The sequence below is a fragment of the Hymenobacter sp. DG25A genome, from assembly GCF_001280305.1.
Classification (GTDB): Bacteria; Bacteroidota; Bacteroidia; order Cytophagales; family Hymenobacteraceae; genus Hymenobacter.
The window spans coordinates 1,854,306-1,871,987 of the sequence record NZ_CP012623.1 but is presented as its reverse complement, the minus strand read 5'-3'; the positions used below and the strand labels follow the sequence as shown (position 1 = coordinate 1,871,987).

At 53.7% G+C, this 17,682-nt stretch carries 15 protein-coding genes; 12 read left to right on the top strand and 3 right to left on the bottom strand.

Annotated features, from left to right (window positions below):
• Nucleotides 1-79 precede the first annotated feature (79 nt).
• The 7 genes from AM218_RS08065 to AM218_RS08035 all read left to right on the top strand — a co-directional run bounded on the left by AM218_RS08065 (nt 80) and on the right by AM218_RS08035 (nt 9,409).
• Nucleotides 80-697 carry a bifunctional nuclease family protein gene (locus tag AM218_RS08065; RefSeq protein WP_044513275.1) on the top strand — a complete coding sequence of 206 codons (618 nt, stop codon included), beginning with the start codon at nt 80-82 and terminating at the stop codon, nt 695-697.
• Between the two features lie 116 nt (nt 698-813).
• On the top strand, nt 814-1,353 hold the full coding sequence (locus AM218_RS08060) for a YfiT family bacillithiol transferase (protein WP_054413385.1): 540 nt from the start codon (nt 814-816) through the stop codon (nt 1,351-1,353).
• A gap of 186 nt (nt 1,354-1,539) precedes the next feature.
• Complete coding sequence (locus tag AM218_RS08055; RefSeq protein ID WP_197274039.1) at nt 1,540-2,208, top strand: metallophosphoesterase; 669 nt, start codon at nt 1,540-1,542, stop codon at nt 2,206-2,208.
• Between the two features lie 1,048 nt (nt 2,209-3,256).
• Complete coding sequence (locus AM218_RS08050) at nt 3,257-4,423, top strand: serine/threonine-protein kinase (protein ID WP_082318128.1); 1,167 nt, start codon at nt 3,257-3,259, stop codon at nt 4,421-4,423.
• 64 nt (nt 4,424-4,487) lie between these two features.
• Entirely contained in the window at nt 4,488-6,884 is a 2,397-nt protein-coding gene (locus AM218_RS08045) for an ABC transporter transmembrane domain-containing protein (RefSeq protein ID WP_054413382.1), read from the top strand.
• A 1-nt stretch (nt 6,885) separates the two neighbouring features.
• Entirely contained in the window at nt 6,886-8,088 is a 1,203-nt protein-coding gene (locus tag AM218_RS08040) for an HlyD family secretion protein (protein WP_054413381.1), read from the top strand.
• A complete protein-coding gene (locus AM218_RS08035) occupies nt 8,078-9,409 on the top strand; it encodes a TolC family protein (protein WP_054413380.1) in 1,332 nt (443 codons plus the stop codon). The genes AM218_RS08040 and AM218_RS08035 overlap by 11 nt, the downstream gene beginning before the upstream one ends.
• A 498-nt stretch (nt 9,410-9,907) precedes the next feature.
• Here AM218_RS08035 and AM218_RS08030 read toward each other — a convergent pair whose 3' ends face one another.
• Complete coding sequence (locus AM218_RS08030; protein ID WP_054413379.1) at nt 9,908-10,717, bottom strand: ABC transporter ATP-binding protein; 810 nt, start codon at nt 10,715-10,717, stop codon at nt 9,908-9,910.
• 91 nt (nt 10,718-10,808) lie between these two features.
• Complete coding sequence (locus tag AM218_RS08025) at nt 10,809-11,540, bottom strand: MlaE family ABC transporter permease (RefSeq protein ID WP_054413378.1); 732 nt, start codon at nt 11,538-11,540, stop codon at nt 10,809-10,811.
• A gap of 113 nt (nt 11,541-11,653) precedes the next feature.
• Between AM218_RS08025 and AM218_RS08020 the strand changes: the two genes are divergently transcribed.
• Nucleotides 11,654-12,367 (top strand): SDR family oxidoreductase, encoded by a 714-nt coding sequence (locus AM218_RS08020; protein WP_054413377.1) that lies wholly within the window; start codon nt 11,654-11,656, stop codon nt 12,365-12,367.
• Nucleotides 12,368-12,417: 50 nt separating this feature from the next.
• Here the strand turns inward: AM218_RS08020 and AM218_RS08015 are convergent, their stop codons facing one another.
• Nucleotides 12,418-13,119 carry a GIN domain-containing protein gene (locus AM218_RS08015; RefSeq protein WP_197274038.1) on the bottom strand — a complete coding sequence of 234 codons (702 nt, stop codon included), beginning with the start codon at nt 13,117-13,119 and terminating at the stop codon, nt 12,418-12,420.
• 90 nt (nt 13,120-13,209) lie between these two features.
• On the opposite strand from AM218_RS08015, the gene AM218_RS08010 reads away from it, so the two are divergent.
• The 4 genes from AM218_RS08010 (at nt 13,210) to gldG (ending at nt 17,557) form a co-directional block, all read left to right on the top strand.
• Entirely contained in the window at nt 13,210-13,905 is a 696-nt protein-coding gene (locus AM218_RS08010) for an SDR family oxidoreductase (protein WP_054413375.1), read from the top strand.
• A gap of 102 nt (nt 13,906-14,007) precedes the next feature.
• The gene (gene gldA / locus AM218_RS08005) at nt 14,008-14,916 is read left to right on the top strand and encodes a gliding motility-associated ABC transporter ATP-binding subunit GldA (RefSeq protein WP_054413374.1); all 909 of its coding nucleotides are present in this window, start codon (nt 14,008-14,010) and stop codon (nt 14,914-14,916) included.
• A 177-nt stretch (nt 14,917-15,093) separates the two neighbouring features.
• Entirely contained in the window at nt 15,094-15,819 is a 726-nt protein-coding gene (gldF, locus tag AM218_RS08000; protein WP_054413373.1) for a gliding motility-associated ABC transporter permease subunit GldF, read from the top strand.
• Nucleotides 15,820-15,835: 16 nt separating this feature from the next.
• Nucleotides 15,836-17,557, top strand: coding sequence for a gliding motility-associated ABC transporter substrate-binding protein GldG (gene gldG, locus AM218_RS07995; protein WP_054413372.1), 1,722 nt, complete (start codon nt 15,836-15,838; stop codon nt 17,555-17,557).
• Nucleotides 17,558-17,682: the final 125 nt, after the last annotated feature.

Below are 17,682 nucleotides of genomic sequence, written 5' to 3'. Positions count from 1 at the left end.
TTCTTTTCTTTGCACGTATCATCTACTCAGGCCTGCCCCCACATCCTTAAGACCCTACGTCCTCAAGACCCCAACAACCTTGAAAAAAATACAGCTCGAAATTCTGGGCCTTTCCTCCAGCCAGTCGCAATCCGGCTCGTTTGCCCTTATTCTGGGGGAGAAGACCGGCAACCGGCGGCTGCCGATTATCATCGGCATGTTTGAAGCCCAGAGTATTGCTATCCAGATAGAGAAAATCAGCCCCAACCGCCCGCTCACCCACGATTTGTTTAAGTCGTTTGCCGAGCACGTGCACGTGGTTATTCTGGAAGTAGTGATATCTGACCTGAAGGAAGGCGTATTCTACTCCAAGATTGTGTGCTCTGATGGGGCCAGTACCTTTGAGCTGGACGCCCGCCCTTCTGATGCCATTGCCATTGGTCTGCGTTTCGGCGTGCCGATTTACACCGTAGAAAGCGTGCTGAGCGAAGCCGGGATTATCCTTTCTGACCTCGACGAAACCGGCGAGGATACGGATGAGGACGACGAGGATGAGGACGATGACACCGGCACCCGGCCTACCCCCACGGAGCCGCGTGAGCCCACCGGGCAGGTTTCTCTGGATGAGCTGACTAAAATGCTGGCCCAGGCCCTCGAGAAAGAAGACTACGAAAAAGCCGCTAAAATTCGCGACGAACTCAATAAGCGGAAAGACTAATAGGCTTCCTGCATTTCCCGGCAATGGCTTCCTATAGAGGAAGCCATTGCTGTTTTAGGTTGATTCCCATCTTGAGGCAACCTTGTAACTTACCGCCCGCAACTGTTCTTTCGCTTATGTCTGAAACCGACCTTCGCTATCCTATTGGCCAGGCAGAACTACCTGCCGGCCCGCTTTCCTCAGGCGCCCGCATGGCTCTGATGGCCCAACTAGCTATGCTGCCCGACCAGGTACGCGCCGCCGCCGCTGGCCTGACGCCGGAACAGCTGAATACCCCGTACCGCCCGGGAGGCTGGACGGTGCGCCAGGTACTGCACCACCTGCCCGATTCCCACATGAATGCTTATATGCGTTTCCGGCTGGCTCTCACCGAAGATGTGCCCACTATTAAGCCCTATGATGAAGGTGCCTGGTCGGAGCTGCCAGATGTAGCGGCCACCTCCGTAGGCGTATCCCTGTCCCTGCTGAATGCCCTGCACTCACGCTGGACTACGCTCCTGCGCCAGCTAACTGAGGAGCAGTGGGCCCGCTGCTTCTACCATCCCGGCTCCCAAAAGGAATTCACCTTGGATCAGGCTCTGGCCATGTATGCCTGGCACGGGCGGCACCACCTGGCGCACATTTCCAGCCTGCGCGATAGGGAAGGGTGGTGGTAAAAGCTTCAGCATATACGTTGCAAGAAGTCAAAGGAAAGCACCGTGCAAAAGGAGCAGGCAGCTGTATACCCCGAGAAGCAGTGCCTTGCCCTTAAGCAGCATGAAACAATAATCCCGGCTTAAAGCCTCTCCGATACTGGTACCCGCTTTTTCTGTAATACCGTACAGATAAGCATGGAAACGTATGTGATAGGGGACATACATGGTGCTTATCGGGCCCTACAACAGGTGCTGGACCGCAGCCCTTTTCGTCTGGGCATTGACCGTCTGATCCAGCTGGGAGATGTGGCGGACGGCTGGCCTGAAACGCCGGCTTGCGTGGAGCGGCTGCTCAGTATTCCTAACAGCATTTGGCTGCAGGGCAACCACGACTGGTGGGCGGCTGAGTGGCTGGCCACTCAGCCGCCGGTAGAGGCCGTCAACAAAGCGTGGTATCGGCAGGGGGGGCAGGCTACTCTGGAGGCGTATCAGCAGCGGCCAAAGGAGGACCTGGGGCGCCACTTTTCCGCTTTCTTTGGCGAGCAGCGGCCTTACTTCGAAGACGAGCATAACAACCTCTACGTGCATGCCGGCTACGATCCGGCTGAGCCTATTGGGGCGCAGGACCCTTATGACCTGGTTTGGTCGCGGAGGCTGTGGAGGGAGGAGCAGGAGGCCCTGGGATACGAAGAATGCTTTATCGGCCATACACCTACCTGGAGCTGGAGCCAGGTGCCCTGTCAGCGGGCCAACGTGTGGAACCTGGATCAGGGCGCCGGCTTTTCCGGCCGCTTAAGTATGATGAATGTGCGCACCAAGGAGTTTGTACAGAGTGATATTGTAACTGAACTCTACCCAGGCATCCAAGGCCGCTGATTGACAGAGGAGCCTGTTGGGCTATTATAAAGCTGCATCCTGCTGGTGACTGTGATACACATTGGTAAGTGGGTGCAAGTCTTTGTGAATCAGACTGATTTAATAATTAACGCGGCAATAATTTAACTAAATCTTTGATTGCCTAATGAAACAAAAATAATTGTTGAGATTTTATAAAATTTCGGGAATTTAAAATCTAAAAACTTTATAAAAACATATCTTATATTAATAATTTAAAAATAATTAAAGCTCGACTAATTCTGCTATATTCTTTAATCTATAACGGCGGATTTAAGGTTTGCTTTAAAAGCTTTGTGTAATACTTACTAAGTAAAATCATATAAAATAATACTTAATTTATATTAAATTTAATTGGAATAATTATAAATTAAATAAACATGTTTATAAAAATTAGAAATTTCAACTCTGGCTTCTGTATCTTAGCAGACGCAGCTGCCAAAATATTTTTTTCACCTACTTAACCCTAATAACCATGCTTACTTTAGAAAACCTCGTGTCTGAGTTGCAAGTGCAGGAAGTAGAGTTAATTGTTGGCGGCCATCGTCGCCGCCGCTGGCATAGCAAGAGCTCTAGCTCTAGCTCCACCACTAGCTCAAGCAGCCACCGTCGTCGTCGTCGCCATTGCTAAGTTCGGAGCAATGCCCTAATGCTGCCTGACTAAAGATATGGCATGAGGGTGTTGGTAATTATTGATCATTATAAGGTGTGTTTTGTTTTGGTAATTAAACAAAAGCTGGAGAGTCCAGCGTAATTCTGTCTTTTCAGCTTTTGTTTAATTTTCCTTGAGCTGGATGAATTAAGTAGACCCCATATTATATAAACGTACTTTAGGAAAGAATAGAAAAATATAAGCCCAGCGAGGAATCAAAATTAGTGCTGCGCAGACTTGCGCAACGGTGGGGCTTATAGGCTTGCGCCCGGGCCACTTTTCCGCTACTACTTCCCAATTGTCTGACGATGAGCAGCAGTAGCTGCCAGGGTTGCTTATGCCGCTTCAATTACAATTATCTTCCAATCTTCTGCTTTTATGATAGACCAACGATTCTACCTTTCGCAAGGAGTTAGCGTGCTGGAACACGAAGAGGAATTTTATATCGAAACATTTAAACACGAGTATAAAATAAACCGGACAATTGCCACTTTCATCGGCCTTCTGGATAAACCTAAAACGGCTCAGGAGTTGGTTAGCGGCCTGCAAGCTCTGATTGAGGGCGCCAGTACGGCCGTAGTGGAGCCATTGGTAGCCAAATTTCTGAAAGACCTGCACCGGCTGGAAGTTGTGCGAAAAGAGGGCGAAGCGGAAATAACTCCTCTGCCACCGGCTTACGAAGCCGGCGCGCACCTTGGGCAGTATCTCATTACCGATTTACTGATGCAGCACAATAAGGTGCAGCTCTACCGCGCCACCGATGAAGAATCCGGTCAGGCGGTGGTGCTGAAAATGTTTTCCCATAAACCGGAGAGCATCCGCCGCAATACCCGGCTGGATGACGCCTTTGAAGAGTTCCGGCAAGAGTTTGATATCATGCGTTCCTTGCCGGCGCACCCAAGCATCTGCGCACTGCATGCCTATCATACTCAGCCATATCACTACGCTGTTCTTGAATATCTGCCGGGAGAATCATTGTCGGAGGCAGTGCGGAGCGGCAGCATTCAGGAGGCTGATAAAACGCTATTGGCTACGCAGATTCTGGCGGCATTGGCACATCTCCATACCCACGGTATTGTGCACGGCGACATTCACGCCCGCAACTTTATGGTGAATAAGGACCGCGCCACCATGATTGACTTTGGTTTTTCGTATCGGGTGGGCGTTTCTGATCGGGAGCAGTGCATCTGTGGTGGGGGCGTACCTACTTATATGCCTCCGGAGCGCATCCGGTATCACAATTACAAGTTCAGTAAGCAGGCCGCCGACTTCCGGGCGGAAGTGTACCAGATTGCCCTCGTGATTTTCAAGCTCTATCACACGGGGCTGCCCTTTACGGGCGAAACCTGGCTGGAGCGCGCCGCCTCCATTGCCAGCTATGATTTCAGCCAGCATTTCAGCGCCTCCGTGCCGCACGAGCAGGTTTTGTTGCGCGCGCTGGAGAAAGACCCGGCCGCGCGCTATGCCTCTGGCCAGGAGCTATTAAGCACGTGGCAGCACGCCCTGGCCGTTGAAAGCGCGGCTGCAATGGCGGAAGCTACCTAGCAAAATCCTCTGGGAAGACGCGGAAGCCAATTGCGACATACTATCCATTCTTATCCTGAATTATATGGTGGACTGTCAGCTAAAAAACAATGATTGTGGTGTAAGCGCGGTAAAAACCATCTTCAATATTTTCGATCAGGATATTAGTCGAAAGTATATCCAGCAGAACATCTTTTTAGATGAACAGGGGTCTAGCCTGACCGACTTACAGAATTTCCTGCAGCAGCATGAGTTTACCACTCGTTTGCGGGTGCTGGATGTGCATTATCTGCAAGCTACGCCCGCGGCCTGGCAGGAACTGCTGCCGTTTATTATGCCCATTGTGCACGAGGATGGGCTGCACTATGTAGTGGTAGATAAAGTAAAAGGCGACAAGCTGCGCGTACTGGACCCCGCCCGGGCCAATGAGTATTATGTGACGCTACCCGAGCTGAAGAACATGGCTTACTTCAGCAAGAGCTATTGGGACCTGGTGCAAATGGAGCAAAAGCTCATGGTGCTCTGCAATCAGGAATTAGCGCCCTACCATGTCAGAATTGAACAAGCCTTAACCACCAACGACGCCAGTACGCTCTTTAATAAGCTCTCTTATTTCTCTTATCTCAAAGAGAATTTTGGGCTGAAGGATCCCGAAGCCGAGCAAAAATTTCTGCACGACCTGCTCTTTAATCAGGAGGCCGGAGCGCTGCCCAAGCATTTCCGGGCGCTGCAGCAGGAAGAAACCCGCATGATGCTCCGGACGCCCCTGGTATTAACCGTGGCACCCCAACCGGAGAAGCCCCGGCAGGAGCCCCTTCAGCCGGCCGGCGTGCGGCCTGAGCAGAGCCCTTATCTGACCCTGCTGCAGGATCTGGGCCAGAACCGCCGCATTTGGTATATCTACATTTTCGTGGCCTTGTTTTCGGCCATGACGGCCCAACTGTCGGTTTTCATTAACCAGATCCTTATTGACTATATCCTGCCATCCTATCAGCTGAACACCCTGGTGGTATTTGCCATTGGGCTGGGGGTTTTCAAACTCTTTGATCTGGTAACCCGGCTCAATGTGTCCTTTGTGGGAGTACACATGGGGAATATCCTGGATAAGTACTTTCTGACCCGCTTTGATGAAAAGCTAAACCAATATTCCCTTCCCTACATCCAGTCCTTCAAGCGGGGAGACCTCACCGAAAGGATGAGTGATGCCTTTAGGCTAAAGACCTTTTTCCTGCGCTTTTTCACCAGCATTATTGTCGATGTATGCGTGTCGCTCTATTCGCTGGCCATCCTCTTTTATATCGATGCCAAGCTGACGCTGATTATCTGCTTTGTAATGGCGGTGTTTTATGTATGGTTTCGCGTGGTAACGCCCATACTCAAGAAAAATGAGCGCCTGCGCTTTTTGCGCAAATCCGAATTCTTCACCCGCATGATTGAGAAGCTGGACGGCATTCAGGTTCTGAAATCATTTCGCATTGAGGAGATATACTCCCGGAAGCTGCTGCAGATTGTAGATCAGTTGCTGAAGGTGCAGCTGAGGAATAAGTATGTGGACTTACTGAACAGCGCGGTGGTGTCCATCATTACCATGGCGGCCTCCCTGCTGATTATTATCATCCTGACTAAAAAGGCCATTGCGGCCAATGAAATTTCCCTGGGGCAAATTATTACCTATATAGCCCTCTCCGAAAGGGTGTTTTCTGCGCTGCGCGGTATCCTGTCCGAGAATCTGGAACTGCAGGAAAACGAGGTGGTTTTGCGGCGCTATCTGGATTTTGAAGAAACTCCCCGGCCGGCGGCTGCCGGCGGCATAGAGGACTTTTCAATAACCAGCCTGGAGCTGCAAAACCTGGAATTTGGCTATAATCCGCAGCATTTAGTCTTACAAAACGTCTCCCTGAAGGCGGTGCTGGGCGATAAGATCCGCATTGAAGGCCAAAATGGCTCGGGCAAGTCCACGCTGAGCAAAGTGCTGACCGGCCTTTATGAGCCAACCAAAGGCCGGATGCTGCTCAACGAGACAGACCGCCGCTTCTTCGACCCGGAAAAAGTAAAGGAAAAGCTGCTGCTGGTCACTAACGAAGATATTTTATTCAACGATAGTATCGAGTATAACATAGCTTTTGGCCGCAAGGTGTCGCCGGCCCGCATTATGAAGATGGCCAAGAAGATAGGCCTGTATGATTTCATAGCCACCAAAGAGGAGGGACTGGGCTTCCTCATCAATGAAAACGGGCGTAACCTCTCCACGGGGCAGCGCAAAAAGGTGCTGCTGCTGCGGGCCCTTTTCTCTACGGCCGATGTGCTGATTCTGGACGAAGTTCTTTCCGGAATTGACGCGGCCTCGCGCGTGCAGATTGAGGGTTTGTTGGATGAGTTTACCAATAAAATCCTGATTGTGATTTCACACGAGACGATAGACTATATCCATTTCACTAAGCACTATCACCTGGAGCATGGAACATTTGTCGCACCGGCCTAACATGGCTATCAGGCTGATTCAAATGTTTTGCGGCCTGTTGGTTGGCTTTCTGGTCCTGGGCGTGGGGCTGTTATGCTTTCTTAAAATCAACGAAACCATTGATTTTAAGGAGGGCGCCATTTACTCCCGTAACCCGCAATCCGTCATTCGGACGCCCATTGATGTGCGGGTGCTGAAGGTGTTTGCGCGTGAAGGCGACAACGTGCAGAAGGGGGATACCCTGTTCATTCTGGAAAACAAACGGGTGGAATACGACTATGCCACTACCCAGCAGGAGGTTGGTCTGACCGCTAAAAAGCTTGCGGTAGCGGAGCGCATGCTGGCCTATACCCGGGAGCGGCGCGCGGCTATTGAGCGGCAGCGCACCTTACTCAAACAGATATATGCCTCCGACTGCGAACAAAACAAACGCGAGCTGCGCGCCCTGGCGGCGGCCCGGCGCTTTGCCGAACAGCAAAGCGCCATTAGCCGCGACCAATACCGGACTGATTCTATTCTCTACAAACGCCAGGCGCTTTCCCGCCTGGATGCGGTAGAATCGAAAAGCCGGAGCCTTATCAAACGGAAGGAGGCTGCTGACAGCAAGGCCGCCTATGTGGAGAAACAGGCATATCAGACAACGCTGCAGCACAACTTTCAGCAGCAGCTTACCAGCCTTGAAATAGATCTTAACTCGCTGCATCAGGACGAGCAAAGTAAGCAGCGGGAGCTGCTGGATCTTCGCTCTCAGCTGGCCGGCATGCGTAACTCGGCCGTGGTTTTAGGCGATGCTGCCAACCAGCTCATTGTGCGGGCGCCCGTAGCCGGCCACATTATTAACCTCTACAACAGCCAGCAAAAAACGGAGCTGTTGGATCGGAATCAGCCGCTGGCAGTTATTGCGCCTAATCAGGAGCAGTTCTACGCCAAAGTGATATTACCCGAGCGGGAGCTGGCCTACGTGCGTCTGGGCCAACCCGTTAATCTTAAGATCAATGCCTATTACCACTATCAATACGGCGCCGTTCACGGGCGGGTGGCTTTCATTTCCTCGGCCAATGTAAATGACCAGTTTTTCACCATTGTTCAAATCACCGGCAAACCTCGCTTCCCTTTGAAAGCGGGCTATAAGCTGAAAGGGGAAATCATTACCAGTAAGTACACGCTGTTTCGGTACACGGTTAAAAAGCTATTTGATAAAATCGATACTTACAATGAAGCCTGATTATGCCTCTCATTTAGCCTTGCTGGTGCTGCTCCTGGCTATTGCCTGCCCCGGGAGAGGGCAGGATCGGCTTTCGTATGCGGAATGTATAGACCGGGCCTTTCAACAGAACCTGCAGCTCAAAAGGGCGCAGCTTGATATGGAAGTTGCCGGGGTGCAGCTCAAGCGTCAAAAAGCGGAGCTGCTGCCGGTTCTCAATGCCTCCTTAAATAGCAACAAGGTGGTGGGGCGCAGTATTGATCCGCTCACCAATGAGTACATTAATGAGCAATTCAGATATCATAATGGCACGGTAAATTCCTCTGTTTATCTATTTGAAGGGTTCAAAACCGCGCATGCTATCAAAGCAGCCAAGCAGGAAGTTGCGCAGAATACCTACCAGGTACAGGCCATAAAAAATGACATTATGGTGGATGTAGCGCTGGTCTATATTCGCATCAACTACCTCATGGAGCTGATCCAAAGCCGGGAGCAGCAAGTAGAAGCAAGCACGCGGCTGGTGGCGCTGACGAAGCTAAAGCTGAATGCCGGCCGAGTGCCGGCCAGTGCGTTGTTTAAGCTGTTGTCGCAGCAGGCTTCGGAGCAGTTAGAGCTGGTTAACAGTAAAAATGAGCTGACACTGGCTTACCTGGACCTATGGCAGCTTATTAATGCCAAACCCTCCGATAATATCATGATCAGCTCATTATCGGATACCGATTTATCGGATATAGATTTCCATCGTCCTGCTGCGCAGCAGGTGGAACAGGCCATTGAAGCACAACCCGCGCTAGCCTCTAAACGACATAATGCGGCCCGGCTTTACCATCAGATAGGGATGGCCCGCTCAAGTAAATTTCCCACCCTGCAGTTAGCTGGCAACCTGGACTCGGAGTATAGCAATACCGGCGACGGCTACGATTTCCGGAGTCAGCTAAACAACAACATGAAGTTTGAAATGGGGCTGTCCTTATCGCTCCCGCTGTTCAACAGCTTTCGAAATAATATGCTGATCCGGGAAAGCCGACTGCGTTATCAACAGGGTTTATTGGATACCGATATAGAGCGCAACCGGTTAACTAAAGTGGTACAACAAGCCATTGCCGATGCAGAGGCGGCTCGCCAAAGCTGGAAGGCGGCCCGCAAAGCAGAGGAGTTTGCCCGTAAAAGTTACGAGGCCGATAATTTAAAGTATGAATACGGCACCATTTCCGTTTTTGAGCTGAATCAAACGAAAGTGGTTTTTTTGAATGCCCAAACAGACTTATTTAAAGCAAAGTACGAGTTGATTTTGCGCACCAGACTAGTAGATTTTTACCAGGGCCTGCCACTGAATCTTTAATGGGTAATCCATTAAATCGATTAGGAAAAGGCAAGTAAAGTGTCCATTATGCCACTGGACTAAGTCTTTCAGAAAGTAGAATATGCGTGTTTTTCTTTTGTTTATTGGGGTATGTGTATGAACGGTGCTGCTCCTGTTTGTCTGGTCTGCGTGGGGGCCTCCGGCCTGGATTGGTTGGCGTAATGAACGGAATTCATACCGGATAAAGCTGGGCATGCCGCAAAAACAAGCCTTGGCTATTATGGGCACCGCAGAAGAGAAAGGCTCTTGCATTGATTCAATACATACCTGTTATACCTACCGGACTCACCCTTTCGCTTCGGATGATATCTGCCTCACCATTGGCCCTGACAGCGTTGTCACAGGCATCAGCCATGGGGACTAAAGAGTAACTGTTCGTATAAAGTAGCCGCAAAAAAAAAGCCCCTGACGCCAGCTGGTGTGTCAAGGGCTTTTTATCTGGATGAAGCAGGCTGAAAACCGGCCTATTTAGCTAAGCTATACTTCCGAAAGGGGTTCGTTGGCCAGAGCCTCCATACCACCGTCGCTGGTTTCTTCTACTTTCTTGGCGGCACGCACCAGGCTGCTACTGAAAATGAATTCGCGGAGCTCCGGTACCTGGGCATTCAGGATTTCGTCCTTGTTGCCGTCCCAGAGCTTTAAGCCTTTGTGCAGGAAGATGATATGGTCGCCAATTTCCACCACGGAGTTCATGTCGTGGGTGATGACGACGGTGGTGATTTTATACTCGTGGGTGATTTCATGAATCAGCTCGTCAATCTTAATGCTGGTAGCGGGGTCGAGGCCGGAGTTAGGCTCGTCGCAGAACAGGTAGGTGCAGTTGGGGGCAATGGCGCGGGCAATGCCCACGCGCTTTTTCATGCCGCCGGAAATTTCAGAGGGCATTTTGTTGCCGGCGTTTTCCAGGCCCACGCGCTTCAGGCAAAACTCCACCCGGTCCCGGCGCTCTTCTTTAGACATTTCCGGGGTGAGCATCTTCAGCGGAAACTCCGTGTTTTCATACACCGTCATGGAGTCGAAGAGGGCACCGCCCTGGAACAGCATGCCAATCTTGCGGCGGATTTCCTGCCGGATCTGCACCTTGTTGTTGGTGAAGATGGTGCCATCGAAGGTGATGCTGCCAATGTCGGGCTGCATAAGCCCTACAATGCATTGCAGCAGTACGCTTTTGCCGGTGCCGGAACCACCCAGCACCAGGTTGCATTTGCCCGTTTCGAACGTGCAGGTAATTCCCTTCAACACTTGGTTGCCATTGAAGGATTTCTGGACGTTATGAACTTCAATCATGAGAGAGGTAGCAGTGAACGGTGGGCTATGAGCGGCTTGTGGTTGTCAGATATCAGCAGGCTTCTAACCTAAACCAATACCGGCCATCCACTTATAAAAGCAAGGCGGCCAATACGTAGTCGGCAATCAGAATGGCAATAATGGAGTTGGTTACAGCCCCAGTGCTGGCGGCACCTACTTCCAGGGCACCGCCCTTGGTGTAGTAGCCTTTATAAGCAGAAATGGCGGAAACCAGAAAGGCAAAAACCACCGACTTAATCAGCGCGAAGGTGATGTTGTAAGGAATAAAGTCAGTGCGAATACCACCAATATATTCCTGCGCCGACATAGCACCCGACAGCGTGCCGGCCAGATAGCCACCAAAGATGGAAAGCCCCATGGCCATAATCACCAGCAGCGGAAACATCAGAATAGCGGCTACTACCTTCGGCAAAACCAGATAGGAAGCAGAGTTGATGCCCATTACTTCCAATGCATCAACCTGTTCGGTGATGCGCATGGTTCCCAAACCGCCCGCAATGCTGGAACCTACCTTGCCCGCCAGCACAATGCTGGTAATGGTGGGGGCCAGCTCCAGAATGGTCATTTCGCGCACCATAAACCCGATGGTGGATTTAGGAATAAGCGGGTTGGTGAGGTTATAAGCAATCTGCACGCAGGTTACGGCCCCAATAAAGGCCGAAACAATGGCTACAATGAAGATGGAGTCAACCCCAATCAGAATGGCCTCATCCAGCGTACGGGCCCAAAGCACTTTTACCCGCTCTTTGCGGGTAAGCATACTTTGCATGAAGAGAATAAAGGAGCCGAAGGTTTTGACCATACAATGTGAAACTATAGCAGAAAAGCGGAAACTTGCGCGAAGCTGGCGGCAGCAGGGGAGTTGCCCGTAGCGGTTGGCTCCCCTTACGTAAAACCGATTCAACTAGTAAAGGAATGCAAAAATTAATCGTAGTCACGGGTGGCACCAAAGGAATTGGCCGTGCCGTAGTGGAACGCTTTGCGCAGGCGGGCCATACCGTAGTAACCTGTGCCCGCTCGGCGGCCGATCTGCTGGTACTCAGTGATACTATGGCCCAGAAGTATCCGGATGTGAGCGTGTACACGCTGGCCGCCGATTTGAGCCGCCCCCGCGACACCGCCCGCTTTATTGATTTTGTGCGCAGCCTGGAAGGGGAGGTGGAAGTGCTGGTGAACAACACCGGTGGCTTTGAGCCCGGCCGCCTGCAGGACGAGCCCACCGATGGCTCCCAGCTGCGCCGCATGATTGACGTGAACCTGTACAGCGCCTACGATGTAACGCAGGGCCTGCTGCCGGCTATGATAGCGCGCCGCGGCGGCCATATCTTCAATATGTGCTCCACGGCCAGCATTACGGCCTATACCAACGGCGGCTCTTATTGCATTGCCAAATTTGCCTTGTATGGCATGACGAAAGTGCTGCGCGCCGAGCTGCGGGAGCACAACATCCGGGTAACGGCCGTGCTGCCGGGCGCCACGCTCACCAACAGCTGGGAAGGCACCGACCTGCCCCCCGAACGGTTTATGTGCCCCGAGGACGTAGCCGACGCTATTTTTGCCGCCTACTCCCTGTCACCCCGCGCGGTGGTAGAAGAGATTCTGATTCGTCCGCAGCTAGGGGATATCTAGCGGGCCGTGGTTGTGGCACAGTTTCCCTGCTAAAACAGCCGGCGCGGGCTCTACTCCATTTTTACTACTTTTCCTTTGCCGGTTACTGAAATATCTACCTTCCGGGGGGTGCCAAAGTAGAAGATAGTGCCCGCGCCGGCGTGGTAGCCAAATAATTGCTCCGTTACCAGCAGATGCGCATCACCGGCGGTGGCGCGGTTAATCTTTACAAAGCTGTAGCGCGTGGTCAGGTCTTTGGCATATACGGAGCCCAGCCCGCCCAGGGTTAAGTGCAGCGAATCGGTGCGGCCGGTAATGCGGATGTCGCCCAGCTCATATAGATCCAGCCAGAGGTAGCGGCTGTCCACCTGCAGATCGAAGTCGCCGGCGCCTACCAGGTGGCAAAAAAACTTTTCCGCGTGAAAAGTACCCTGGGTGCGTACCGTGTTCTGGCCTTTCTGGAAAAGGTTGAGCAGGGTGGGGAGATGCACAGTTACCTCGCGCGGAACATCATAGCGGCGCACCCAGTTGCAGCGGCTGGTATTCCGAATGGTGAGGCTGCCGTCCTGCTCAGTCAGCTCCAGGTCTTCCTGCAGGTTCTGGCCGGTGCGTACTTCCGCAAACGTGGCTGTATCCTGCACCAAGGTCACATCCACGTTATCGAAAACCGTGAGCGTGTGGATGGGAGCCAGCTCCCGGCGGGTGGTGGTTACCTTACCTGTGCTTTTAAAGCAGTCCAGCTCATGGTCGGGCTTGCAGCCGGACAGCAACACCAGGGCAAGGGTCAGCGTTAGCCAACTACTGAAAAGCGCCGTAGAGGCTCTATCTTGCGGCCGAAACGCAACCCGAAACATCTTTACACCATGGACCTGATTGGCAAGGTAGCTATTCTCACGGGGGTCAGCAAAGGAATTGGTCTGGCTACGGCCGAGGCCCTGCTGGCGCATGGTGCCATTGTGGCGGGCTGGGGCCGCACGGCACCCAAACACCTGAACCACGAGCGTTTTCACTTCTTTAAGTGCGATGTGCGCAAAGAAGCGTCCGTGATAAAAGCTTACGCCGACACCCGCGAAAAGCTGGGCGACGAAGTACACGTGCTGGTAAACAACGCCGGCCTGGGCGTAGCCGGCCCGGTAGATGGCTTCGATTCGGAAGACTGGCACCTCATGTTTGATACAAACGTGCACGGCATGTTCTACTGCACCAAAGCCGTGCTGCCGCAAATGCGCGAGCAGCAGCTGGGCCACATCATCAATATATCTTCCATTGCCGGTCAGCAGGGCATCGAGAAAATGGCCGGCTACTGCGCCACCAAATTCGCGGTGAAGGGCTTCTCGCAGTCCTTGTTTAAGGAGGTGCGGAATGATGGCATTAAGGTAACATGCCTGTATCCGGGCTCAGTGCAGACTAATTTCTTCGATGAAATTCCCGGCACCGAGGCCAACGCCTCCATGATGCAGCCCGAGGACATTGCCGCCACCATTGTGCACGCCATTGAAACGCCCTTCAACTTCCACATTGTGGATATTGAAATGCGCCCGTTACAACCCAAGAAATAGCCGTAGCGCGAAGCTCCAGCTTCGCGTATCGTTGGCCGATTCGCACCCGAGCCGGCCAACCTCAGCAACGATGCGCGAAGCTGGAGCTTCGCGCTACCCCTTATGGTAGAAGTTCAACACCTGACCAAGCTTTTCGGAACCCAGGCCGCCGTCAACGACATTTCGTTTAGCGTGGGCAAGGGCGAGATTCTGGGCTTTCTGGGGCCGAACGGGGCCGGCAAAAGCACCACCATGAAAATTGCCACCGGCTACCTGCCGCCCACCAGCGGCACCGTGCGCGTGGCTGATTTCGACGTGGTAGAGCACCCGCTGGAAGTGCGCCGCCGCGTGGGCTACCTGCCCGAGCACAACCCGCTCTACCTGGATATGTACGTGCACGAGTACCTCGATTTTATCGGCTCGGTGCACGGTCTGAAAGGGCAGGAGCGCCGGCGCCGTGTGCAGCTAATGGTAGACCGGGTAGGGCTGGGCCGCGAGCAGAACAAGCTGATTGGAGCCCTAAGCAAAGGCTACCGCCAGCGCGTGGGTCTGGCGCAGGCCCTGGTGCACGATCCGCAGGTACTCATCTTGGATGAACCCACTACCGGCCTCGACCCCAACCAGATTGGCGAAATCCGCCAGCTTATCCGCGAGCTGGGCCAGGACAAAACCGTCATCTTCAGCACCCACATTCTACCCGAGGTACAGGCCCTCTGCGACCGGGTAGTCATCATCAGCCGCGGCCAACTGGTAGCCGACTCGCCGGTGCGGGAGCTGGGTGCTTTGGCCCAGGGCGAAACCATTATCCGCGCCGAGTTTGAAGGCCCGATTGACGCGGAAGTGCTGCGCCGTCTGCCGGAAGTAAAAGCAGTAGAGCCCGGCCCCGGCAACACCTGGCGCATCCGCACCGCCGGCACCACCGACCAGCGCGGTGCCATTTCCCGCCTCGCCGCCCAGCAAGGCTGGATTCTGCTGGGCCTGCGCCAGGAAGAACAGTCCCTGGAGCAGGTGTTCGGCGAACTGACAAAGTGATAATTAGAACGTCATGTCGAGCGCAGTCGAGACATCTCGCGTGCTGACGTTGTGGTGCTAATCACTATTTACCACACTAGCGAGATGTCTCGACTGCGCTCGACATGACATTTCTTACATAATGCTCCTTCTCGCATCTGCGAAATCAGTTTAACATCAGCGTAAATCAGTGATTTAATGCTCGCCATCCTTCGCAAAGAATTTAACGCCTTCCTCAACTCGCCCGTGGCCTATGTGGTCATTGGGGTGTTTCTGGTGGCTACCGGCCTGTTCGTGTGGGTATTTCCCGACAGCTCCGTGCTCGACTACGGCTTCGCCGACCTGCAGACGCTCTTCAACCTGGCCCCCTGGATTTTTCTGTTCCTGATTCCGGCTATTACCATGCGCACGTTTGCGGAGGAGAAGAAAGCCGGCACCATTGAGCTGTTGCTCACGCGCCCACTCACCGATGGGCAGCTGGTAGGAGGGAAGTACCTGGCCTGCCTGCTGCTGGCGCTGCTGGCGCTGGTGCCCACGCTGCTGTATTACTTCTCCGTGTATCAGCTGGGCAACCCCGTTGGTAATATTGACTCGGCAGCGTTTGCCGGTTCTTTCCTCGGGCTGGCGCTGCTGGCGGCGGTGTTTGCGGCCATTGGCGTGCTGGCTTCGGCCCTCACCCGCGACCAGATTATTGCCTTTCTGGTGGCCGTGGTGGGCTGCTTTCTGGTGTATTCCGGGTTTGATTCGCTGGCTTCCCTGTTTGATGGGTCACTGGCCTACTACATCGGGCAGTTCGGCATTGCCGCGCACTACCGCGACATGAGCAAAGGCCTCGTAGACTCCCGCGACCTGCTCTATTTCTTCTCCATCGTGGCCCTGATGCTGGTTTCTACCCGCCTCGTGCTGCGCAGCCGCAACTGGTAACCGGACTTTCTGACGCATGGAAACTACTCCCAACGCCCTGCCCGCGCCCGTTGCCTCGGTTAAATCCCGCAAACAGCAGGACCTGCTCCGGTTCGGCCTGTTTGTGCTGGCCCTATTTGTCCTCAATTTCATTGCCCAGCTGTATTTCTTCCGCCTCGATTTAACCGAGGACAAGCGCTACAGCATGGCCCCGGCCACCAAGCAGCTGCTGGAGCAGATGCCCGAGCCCGTGACCGTAACGGTGTACCTGGCCGGCGACTTCCCGCCCGCCTTCCGCCGCCTGCAGCAGGCCACCCGCGAAACGCTGGACGAAATGCAGATCCACGCCGGCTCCAAGCTGCGCTATGTTTTCGTCGATCCTGCGGCCGCTTCTTCCGAGGAAGCCCGCAACAAGGAATACCAGCGCCTCATCCAGAAAGGGCTGAACCCCACTAACCTGGGAGCCAATGAAAACGGCAAGCGCGTCGAGAAAATCATCTTCCCCTGGGCCACCATTACCGTGGGCAGCAAAGAGCAGAACGTGCTGCTGCTGCGCGGCAACCAAGCCGCCGCGCCCGATGTGCGCCTCAACCAAAGCATTGAGGGCTTAGAGTACGAAATGGCCAGCGCCATTCGGCGGCTGCAGCCCAGCACCCGCAAAGTAATTGGTATAGTAGAAGGCCACGGCGAGCTGGATAACCTGCAAATGGCCGATATGATTGGCTCCCTGCAGCGCGACTACAACGTGTACCGCGTGGACCTGAGCAAGGTGCCCAGCCTCAAGCCGCTGGCCGCCGTTATCATCGCCAAGCCCCAGCGCCCCTATACCGAGGCTGAGAAGTTTAAGCTGGATGAGTACATCACCCAGGGCGGCCGGACCATGTTTTTCGTGGATATGATGCGCGTGAACCTGGACAGCGCCAACCGCGGCGGCATGCTCTCATTCCCTATCGAGCTGAACCTCACGGACCTGCTTTTCAAGTACGGCGCCCGCTTCAACGGCGACCTGATCCTGGATATCAACTCCGGGCTTATCCCCTTGGTAACGGGCGTTACCGGCAATAAACCGCAGGTAGAGCCCATGCCGTGGCAGTTTTACCCCATCGTCAACTCCTTCAGTCCGCACCCCATTACCCGCAACCTGGATGCGGTGTACTTCAAGTTTGTGGGCACTATTGATACGGTGAAGGCCGTGGGCATCCGCAAAACGCCGCTCATGTTCACCTCCCGCTACACCCGCGTGCTGCCCGCGCCGGTGCCCGTAAACCTGAACGATGCCCGCCTGCCGCCCGACCCCAAACTCTACACCAGCGGCCCCAAGCCCGTGGGCTACCTGCTGGAAGGCCAGTTCCGCTCCCTGTTCGCCAATCGTACCAAGCCCGGTACCAGCGAGTTTCAGCCCGCGCAAATTGCCAATGCCCGCCCCGGAAAGATTCTGCTGATATCGGATGGGGACTTTGTTCGCAATGATGTGGACACTAAAACCGGCCGCCCCCTGCGCCTGGGCTACGACCGAATGGCCACCACCGAATTCGCCAACCGTGAGCTGGTGCAAAACGCCACCGACTACCTCTTGGATGAAACCGGCCTGATAGCCGTGCGCGGCAAAGAAATTACCCTGCGCCCCCTGGATAAAGTGAAAGTAAACGAGGAAAAGCGCACTTGGCAGCTGCTGAATATCTGCGCGCCGCTGGTGTTGTTAGCCTTGTTTGGGGTAGTGCGGGCGTGGCTGCGCAAGCGGAAGTATGCCTCGTTTTAGTATAAATTATTTTTCAAATCCTGAAGCAGTTCAGGAAGTCTCCAGAACGTCATGCAGAGCGGAGCGAAGCATCTCGCTAGTGTGGTAAACCCATGCGAAGCGGTAGAGATGCTTCGGCTGCGCTC